At 46.8% G+C, this 960-nt stretch carries 1 protein-coding gene; it reads right to left on the bottom strand.

Annotated features, from left to right (window positions below; translation table 11 throughout):
* Positions 1-166: 166 nt before the first annotated feature.
* Entirely contained in the window at positions 167-886 is a 720-nt protein-coding gene (locus A3750_RS18615) for a hypothetical protein (RefSeq protein WP_068456621.1), read from the bottom strand.
* Between the last annotated feature and the right edge of the window lie 74 nt (positions 887-960).

Below are 960 nucleotides of genomic sequence, written 5' to 3'. Positions count from 1 at the left end.
TTAATCAGCACAATTGCTGGCGACTGAGTCTCGCTGTTCCCCGTATTTTTATCCAACGTAGCTTTCTCCGACCTATCTTTCTCTGACCTATCAGGAATAGCACTCACTAGACTATTCAAATGTAGATTCGGGAAGTGCAAGGCTAACCAGAGCATGATCCACCCCCCTAACTCTTACCAAGCGCAGAAGGAAACGAAATCACATTATGCTGATAAGCATGTGCATCGGAGATTTTCTGGCGCCGATAAAGCTCTGGCGAAGCGTTGTTAAGATTCAGCTGAAAAGGCTCAACGGCATAGGCGTTTTGTCGTTTAAAAACATCAAGCAACAAACCCTGATCGCTCGGCTGCAGCCGCATGCGTAAACTAATCGGTAAGGAGCTGTCTTGAGTCACCATAGAACGAATACAAAAAACCAGCGTATTGCTCTCTTTCGCAGCGATTTGCAAACGCTTTGCCTGTGCAGGGTCAAGCGTATCCAGCCAACAAACCACAGCCGAACAAATACCGCTTTGTAGCAAGGTATCCAGCACCCACAAAGACTCACTGGCGCTCAAGCTCTTGAGCATAACCGTGTTACTTGTAAAAGCAGCGCCAAGCCCCTGCGGCATAAGCTGCATGCATCCAGGTAACCACACTTGCAACTTGGTTTGATCTGTCGTTCTACTCGCCAGCGACGCAAGTACCGGAAGAATCAGCCGTAACTCACCGACCCCCATCGCAGAAGGTTGCAACTCGACCAAACCGGAATTTGGCCAACCACCAATTTGTTCATCAAGAACAGTAAAACCGCTAGGGATAAAGGCTGGCTCAGTAATATGATTCGGCGCCTGATTGGCACTCCAAACAAGACGCCGATTTTTTAGCTCTTGCAAAGAAAGGGACATTTGCCACATCCAAGATCAAATCATCGGACGAGCAAATATACTGTATAAATAAACAGTAATTCAAATTAAGATTT

The sequence above is a fragment of the Oleiphilus sp. HI0079 genome (assembly GCF_001635105.1).
The sequence above is the reverse complement of the archived record's forward strand: the minus strand, read 5'-3'. Positions and strand labels throughout refer to the sequence as shown.

Bases quoted from the DNA above. Each gene is read 5' to 3' on its own strand.
- A3750_RS18615 (WP_068456621.1), bottom strand. From the start codon at position 886: ATGTCCCTTTCTTTGCAAGAGCTAAAAAATCGGCGTCTTGTTTGGAGT.